Raw genomic sequence first — 6917 nt, 5'->3', positions numbered from 1 at the left:
TGCGCGTCGGAAGGACTGCCGGTTGGCCGTCGGCCATCTCGCGGCGATCGTGGGTGTCGCCGAGACCACCGTGCGCAACGCCATCCGCGAGGCCGTGAAGCTTGGGCTCGTGACCGTCGAGGAGCGGCGCGTGACCGGCTTACGCAACGACACCAACATCGTCCGCATCGTCTCGCCCGAGTGGAACGGTTGGCTGCGGCTGGCGAGAAAGGGGATACCATCACGGGACCCCCTTACCGGAAGGGAGGGGCATCACGACCCCGCCCCTCAGGGGGGAGGGTGCAAATCCGCGAACCGCACGCCTACTGAGGTTTCAGTTCTGGGAAAAACGAGGCCAACGGACCCGAAGAAAGGCTGCCGAGGGGCAGCGGGCGACCCTGGCCGAAGTGGCCCCGCGAGAATTCGCGCGACAGGTAGAACCGGGCCAGCTATGCCGTGAGGGTCTGCGGGCGGACGGTATGACGAACGAAGGTCCGCCTTGCCGAAGCGCAGTGATCAGGACCGTGCCTTCGCTAATCGAGTCGAGCCCGGTTCCAGGCATCACACTGCCGCCGCGTTCGACGCGCCTCCTAGCACCAGTGGCGGTGGTGGCCCGCCGTGTCTGTGCCGCCGGGAGTACCTGCGTTGCTCAACACCCTGCTGGCGCTTCTCGCTGTCCTCGCTGTGATGGCCGCCCACGCGGTCTACAGTCTGGTGTGCCTGCCCTTCCGGCTGCTCTGCGGCCTGTTCCGGCACAAGGCTCGGCCGATCCCGCTGACGTCGCGCTAACCCAGCTGCTCCATCCAGCCCAGAGGCGGCACGTCTAAACCGCCAGTCAGGAACACCCGATGCGGAGGCTGCCCGCGATCGCCGCGGTTATTGTCGTGTGCGCAGGGCCCGCGCTTGCCCGAAGCGATCAACCGGCCCAGGACTGCGACCAGGATCCCGAAACGACAGGCTCTCTGGCCGCCGATCCACGCAGCCTCCTGATGCCGGGTGAGCGGCTGATCAGGTCCGACCCCGATCTGCCGGAAGTGAGTTGGCAGGACGAGGCCCGTGAGACCTTCGAGCAGCGCCGGCAAGATCTGCTCGACTGCGGGGTGGACTGACCCCTGCCCGTTAGCTGGGATCCTTAATCCACTCGGCCTCGTTGCCACCGATCGCAGCAGTTGAGCCCCGAACGGCTCCTGCACGCGAGCGCGCCGGCTGCCGTGTTAGTCCAGAACACGCGCGGCCGGCGCGTACCGAGCCCAGCACCAGACTGGGGGCATGCCCAGGAGCACAAACGTGACCAGCCCCACGTTCACCGCCGAGCAAGCCGCCCAGGCCAACACCGCTCTACGGGCAGCTCTCAATCTGCCGCCAGAAGCTTTCCCGGTGCCGCAGTTCGTGGCGATGATCTCGGACGAGGTGGAGCAGCTACGCGCAGCCGGTCACGATGACGAGGCGATCGCACAGATAGTCCACGCGAGCACAGGCGGCGATCTCACCGCCGAAGACATCGGCACGCACTACGCCCCGCCGGAAGCACGCGGCTGGGCTGGGCAACAGGAGCGGTAAAAACCTGCCTCGATCCGACACACCCCCGCATCGGCCACGCTGCCAGCTCGCTAACTAACCTCTGGCATGATGCCTCCGGGCCGCGTTGCGTATCGGCTCAACCGCTGGTGCGATCGCCCTCTGTGGACGCATGATGCTGTTTCTCGACCGGCGACGAGAAGGGCGGTCAGGTTTGAGCCGCGTACTGCGCGCCGCCGCGCTCGCGGCCGGGATCGCCATACCTGCGACCCTCACCTACACCCTGACCAGAGAGCACGCTCAGGCCCTCGCTGATGCCGAGCAGCGCGCCGCTAATACCGCCCGGACGCTGGCCCAGCACGCGGAGCGCACTTTCGAAACCGTGGACACTTACCTGCGCGCCGTGTCCTCGCTTGTCGGTGCGCGCGAGGTCGGCGTGCCGACCCAGGCACTTCATGCCGCTCTACGTGAGCAGTTCGCCCGAACACGCCTGACCAACATCATGGTCATCGACCGGGACGGTCAGTCCATCGTCGAGGCCGTCGCATTCCCGCCTCGTCCGCTCGACGTGCACGACCGCGATTATTTCCAAGCTCTTCGCGACCATTCAAGTAGCGGTCTCGTAGTTGGTCAACCCATCACAGGACGCCTCTCAAATAAGCTGCTGCTGCCAGTTGCACGACGCATCGACAACCCGGATGGCTCGTTCGCGGGCGTGGTACAGGCGCTGATCGACCCCGAGGCGTTCCGGGGCGTATACGACGGGATCGACAACGGGCCGGACTCGGCCGTCAGCCTGTGGCGGGTGGACGGGACCATGCTGGTGCGCGCTCCCTGGGCTCCGGAGATGATCGGGCGGAACTACGCCACGGGGTCGAACTACAGGCTGCACGTGCCCATCCGGGACGAGCGACCTTTCTGGTCCCCCGCCACGACGGACGCCATCGAGCGGGTGTTCGCCTTTGGCTTCCTGGATGGCTACCCGATCTACGTCAGCGCGGCTATCGCCCGCGCGAGCGCGTTGGCCGGGTGGCACAAGTCGGCGGTCGCGCAGGGGGGCGTAGCGGGCGGGCTGACGGCCGTGCTCGTCACCGCCCTGCTGCTGCTCGCCCGCGAACTGGAGCGACGTCAGACGGCCGACGAACGGACTAGGGCAAGCGAGGCGCGTCTGCGCGCGAGTGAGGAGCGACTGGCGCTGGCTCTCGACGCGGGCAGCGATGGGCTGTGGGACTGTGACCTCGCTACGGGCGCAGCGTGGTCGTCCGACCGTTGGTGGCGCATGCTCGGCTACGAGCCGGGCGAGTTGGGCAGCCACGCGCACACGTGGCGCGTTCTCCTGCACCCCGAGGACGCGCCGCATGCCGAGCGCGCGCTCACCGAGCACCTAGAGGGGCGGGCGGCAGCCTACGAGTGCGAGCACCGCCTGCGCCGTAAGGATGGGGGATGGGCCTGGGTGCTCACCCGCGGCCGGGTCGTGGCGCGCGGGCTGGACGGGGCGCCGCTGCGCTTCGTCGGCACGCAGATCGACATCAGCGCGCGCAAGGCGGCCGAGGGGCAGATCGCGCACATGGCTCGCCACGACGCCCTAACTGACCTGCCCAACCGCGCGCTGTTCCAGGAACGGCTGGCGCACAAGCTGGCCGAGGTACACCGCTACGGCGGCTCATGCGCGGTCATGTCCCTCGACCTCGACAAGTTCAAACTCGTCAACGACACGCTCGGCCATCCGGCGGGCGATGCCCTGCTGCGCGAAGTCGCGGAGCGGTTGCGTTCAGCGCTGCGCGTCGAGGACACGGTGGCGCGGCTGGGCGGTGACGAGTTCGCCGTGTTGCTTGCCGGCGCGGACGAGCCAGTATCGGTCGGTCTGCTCGCAGAGCACCTGATCGCGGCCGTGCGGGCGCCGTTCCCATTTGGCGATCAGCGAATGGAGGTTGGACTGAGCGTCGGCACCGCTCTGGCGCCGATCCATGGCCTTGATGGCGAAGCCCTATTCAAGCGCGCTGATCTCGCGCTGTATCGCGCTAAGGCCGAGGGGCGGAACACGCACCGCGTCTACGAGGCTGCGATGGACGAGGCCGCAGCCGAGCGGCGTACCCTCGAATGCGACCTGCACCGGGCCATCGAGGGCGGCGAACTCACCCTGCACTACCAGCCCCAAGTGACGACCGAGGGCGGCGAACTCGTGGGGTTCGAGGCACTGGTGCGATGGAGGCACCCCGAGCGCGGCTTGCTGCCGCCGGGTGCGTTCATCTCGTTGGCGGAGGAGACAGGCTTGATCCTTCCGCTTGGCGAGTGGGTACTGCGTGCGGCTTGTCGTGAGGCGGCGCGCTGGGAACGTCCGCTGAAGGTGGCGGTGAACTTGTCGCCGCGGCAATTCCAGCAGGCCGATCTTCCCGAACGGGTACTGGCCGTGCTGACCGAGACCAGTCTGTCGCCGACGCGCTTGGAGCTTGAGGTTACGGAGTCGGTCCTGATCAACGATAAAGCCCGTGCACTCGGCATCCTACGCCGCCTGAAGGCGTTCGGCGTCTCGATCAGCATGGACGACTTCGGCACGGGTTACTCGTCGCTGGCGACGTTGCAGGCGTTCCCGTTCGACAGGATCAAGATCGACCGCTCGTTCGTGGGCAACGTCGAGGAGAGCCCGCAGGCGGCGGCGATCGTCCGCGCAGTACTTGGGCTCGGCCGCAGTCTCGGGATGGGCGTGGTGGCGGAGGGCGTCGAGACTACGGCGCAGATGCGCTTCCTGGTGTCGGAGGCGTGCGACGAGGTGCAGGGCTACCTCGTCGGCAAACCGCAGCCGATCGAACGGTTCGCGGACGCAGTACGCACGGGCGCGATCGCAGCATCCTCGGGGGCGGCCACGGCGGCGTAAATTCCAACTTCGCAGCCGAAAGAACTGTCTTTTGGCGCAAGGTGGATCCGCCCGCACCGTCAGTGCGTGTGGTGAGTTCCCCTCCCGCTACTGTGCGTCTTACCCTAGCGCTGCCGTATTTTGCTGTGCCTTGCTGGGTCCTGCTGTGCCTCGGTTGGACACGGCCGTCTTTCTGCCGCCTCCACGTCATCGCCAAGCCGAAGCCGATCAAGGCAAACGCAGCAGGCCGGAGCAGCGCCGACGCTCTCAGAGGTTCGCGTCTGCTCGGAAACGCTCGAAGATGTTCTGTGCACACCTGTGCACCCGGGGGTGCGGACTGGCTTCCCAGGCGCGATCTGTGACTACGGGTGCCTTGGTCTGTAGCGAACAGGACCCTGCTCCTGCGCCCCTGTCACTTCCGGGTACGACACCGCTTCCAGCCGCATCGTGTCGCCAGGATGAGCGTGCGCTGGTGCGCCTTCAGGCGTTCGAGGAGAGCGTCGGACTTATCGGACATGGGCGGGCTGTAGCCGTAGGTGGAGGCCCCAAACAACCCAACGCGGTGCGAGAGTTGGACGACGACGGACCAACAGGATGGCTCTTCAAGACACTCCGCTGCAATCGGACTACCGTACTGCGTGCGCTTTCACGGACGGGAGGAGAGGATGCCGGGCCATTTCTACACCGTGTTTGGTCGCCGCTTTGAGCCCGCGATCCGTTGTGCCGTCGTCCAGAGCAGGCCGGTTCCAACCTTCATCCAGGCTGCCGACTGGGAGTTTGTTGGCACCGTGCGCCCCTCAGAGCGGCCGCCTGCCGGCTTCCGTCATGCAAGAGCCGAGGACGCGACGCGGTTCATCGGCTTCTTCGTGTTTCACTCCGAAAATGCGCATGACCGCAAACGCTAATGCGGCAGCAGCGGCGCATGCAGCGAACGGCTTAAGATTGGTTCGGCCTCAGACGCCCCGCACGCCCGCGTTGCGCAAGGCGCCGTAGAACTTGCCCGGGTCGAACATGGCCCTGGCCTGCTGCAGGCTGATTGGTCGGCCACCGACATCAGGTGCCCCCATCATCCCGCCACCCCTCTGGCCCTGCCCCCGCTTCTGAGCGGCAGCCGCAGCCTTCAAGGCGTTGCCGATCTGGGCGTACTGGTTGCTCGGCTGGGCGGGCTGCACAGCAGGGTCCGACGAGAACCCGCCCGGTGCCGGCATGGTGGTGAAGGGCTGGCTCGATAGGGACGCTACGTCAGGAGTCGGGGACGCCTGCCCCGGCACGGCCGAGCCTTGCCCCACGATGCCGCTCAACCCGAAGGAACCCCGCTGCGACGTGCTGCCCATCGAGCCTCCACGAGGAGCGGACACACCCGGCAGAGCCTGACCGTTGCCGAAGCTGTTGGCGTAGGCTTGTGTCGTCGCCAGCCGAGCCGCGTTCTCGCCGCCCGGCCGATCATAGCCTGCGAATTTCCAGGCTTGCGCCATCAAGCGGTGCGCTTCATCGGGGCTGCCTGCGTTCTGCAGAGCCTGCGTGAGCTGCGGGTTCTCCTTCAGTAGGAACTGGGCCTGTGCCACCACTGGGTCGGCCGCGCCCTGCGTGAAGGCCCGCATGTTCGCGAGGCGATCGGCACGCCATGAGAGGATGCCCCCGGACTGTCCCGCCTGCCCGCTCTCGGACGGGTCCGACCAGGAGCCCGTGATGTTCGAGGGCGAGTACCGGCTCTCGTGCTGCGCGTACGCCGCCACCGCCCCGAGGCCGTTCGGGTTGGTCAGGCCGCCCTGCTGCAGGGTGGAGATGAACCGGCCGCGGATGTCGTTCGGATCTGGCGTCGCCGCCTCGGCGCTGTTCGGGCCCAGCGCGTTCATGGCCGCGGAGGCTAGACCCTGCGCCTGCGGCTGCACGACGGGCGTCGGCGCGCCGGTAGGCGGGATCTGCGGCGCGTAGCCAGTGAACCCGGGCGGTGTGGCCGGCGGCGCGTCCTGCGGCATGGCACCCTGACCCATGTCACCCTGACCCTGCGCCTGGGCGAGCTGCTGCATCTGCAGCCACTCCTGAATGGACGGGCTGAGACCCCCGCCGCCACCTGCGAACGAAGGCAAGCCTCCGAAGCCGCTTCCATCGCTCATGCGGAATGCCCCATCGTTGCGAAATCCGGCCCGCTGGCGGGCGTCAGTCGATTTCGAGTGTCTGTGTGCGGGTTCGAGGCAACGGCCGTCCTGAGACTCCGCGCGCGATCCTGGCGGCTATCGACAGAACCATGGGGCAGGGCCACATTCTCAGGCATGCTTCGCTGGGCCGAGATCCTGACAACCCTTATCCTGTTCGCCATCGTTATGTCGGCGATAGGCTGGGCGGCGAGCGCCGCGGCTCCGTCCATCCAAGGCTGGATGGTCGACCATTTGGGGCAAACCGGGTTCTGGGCGTTCTTCGTGGCGCTCTGGATCACGGGCGGCGTGCTCCTCTACCGCGAGAAGGCTGGTAAAGCCGCCGGGAAGTAGGGCCGAGCCCGATCCGACTGAGACAGCATTGCTGCCTGCGTGCCGCGGCCCGCGACAGATCCAAGCGCCGCCGCTCG

At 67.3% G+C, this 6917-nt stretch carries 7 protein-coding genes; 6 read left to right on the top strand and 1 reads right to left on the bottom strand.

Annotated elements, in window-relative coordinates:
• Window positions 1-624: 624 nt before the first annotated feature.
• The 5 genes from MKK82_RS20425 to MKK82_RS20405 all read left to right on the top strand — a co-directional run bounded on the left by MKK82_RS20425 (window position 625) and on the right by MKK82_RS20405 (window position 5256).
• Window positions 625-768 carry a hypothetical protein gene (locus MKK82_RS20425; RefSeq protein WP_243986605.1) on the top strand — a complete coding sequence of 48 codons (144 nt, stop codon included), beginning with the start codon at window positions 625-627 and terminating at the stop codon, window positions 766-768.
• Window positions 769-827: 59 nt separating this feature from the next.
• Window positions 828-1088: a hypothetical protein gene (locus tag MKK82_RS20420; protein WP_243986604.1), complete on the top strand. Its 261-nt coding sequence runs from the start codon at window positions 828-830 to the stop codon at window positions 1086-1088.
• A gap of 178 nt (window positions 1089-1266) precedes the next feature.
• Window positions 1267-1539, top strand: coding sequence for a hypothetical protein (locus MKK82_RS20415; protein WP_243986602.1), 273 nt, complete (start codon window positions 1267-1269; stop codon window positions 1537-1539).
• A gap of 130 nt (window positions 1540-1669) precedes the next feature.
• The gene (locus tag MKK82_RS20410) at window positions 1670-4372 is read left to right on the top strand and encodes an EAL domain-containing protein (RefSeq protein WP_243986601.1); all 2703 of its coding nucleotides are present in this window, start codon (window positions 1670-1672) and stop codon (window positions 4370-4372) included.
• Between the two features lie 644 nt (window positions 4373-5016).
• Window positions 5017-5256 (top strand): hypothetical protein, encoded by a 240-nt coding sequence (locus MKK82_RS20405; protein WP_243986600.1) that lies wholly within the window; start codon window positions 5017-5019, stop codon window positions 5254-5256.
• A gap of 48 nt (window positions 5257-5304) precedes the next feature.
• On the opposite strand, the gene MKK82_RS20400 is transcribed toward MKK82_RS20405, so the two are convergent.
• Window positions 5305-6381, bottom strand: a complete 1077-nt coding sequence (locus tag MKK82_RS20400; RefSeq protein ID WP_243986599.1) for a hypothetical protein — start codon at window positions 6379-6381, stop codon at window positions 5305-5307.
• Window positions 6382-6624: 243 nt separating this feature from the next.
• Between MKK82_RS20400 and MKK82_RS20395 the strand changes: the two genes are divergently transcribed.
• Window positions 6625-6840 (top strand): hypothetical protein, encoded by a 216-nt coding sequence (locus MKK82_RS20395; RefSeq protein WP_243986598.1) that lies wholly within the window; start codon window positions 6625-6627, stop codon window positions 6838-6840.
• Window positions 6841-6917: the final 77 nt, after the last annotated feature.

It is taken from the genome of Methylobacterium sp. E-046 (genome assembly GCF_022829625.1).
Lineage (GTDB): Bacteria > Pseudomonadota > Alphaproteobacteria > Rhizobiales > Beijerinckiaceae > Methylobacterium > Methylobacterium longum.
Note: the sequence above shows the minus strand (reverse complement) of the source record. Positions and strands in the feature narration are given on the sequence as shown.

What these genes read in the sequence shown, in the direction of transcription:
- MKK82_RS20420 (WP_243986604.1), top strand. Translation starts at nt 828, where the DNA reads ATGCGGAGGCTGCCCGCGATCGCCGCGGTTATTGTCGTGTGCGCAGGG.
- MKK82_RS20410 (WP_243986601.1), top strand. Translation starts at nt 1,670, where the DNA reads ATGATGCTGTTTCTCGACCGGCGACGAGAAGGGCGGTCAGGTTTGAGC.
- MKK82_RS20405 (WP_243986600.1), top strand. Translation starts at nt 5,017, where the DNA reads ATGCCGGGCCATTTCTACACCGTGTTTGGTCGCCGCTTTGAGCCCGCG.
- MKK82_RS20400 (WP_243986599.1), bottom strand. Translation starts at nt 6,381, where the DNA reads ATGCAGCAGCTCGCCCAGGCGCAGGGTCAGGGTGACATGGGTCAGGGT.
- MKK82_RS20395 (WP_243986598.1), top strand. Translation starts at nt 6,625, where the DNA reads ATGCTTCGCTGGGCCGAGATCCTGACAACCCTTATCCTGTTCGCCATC.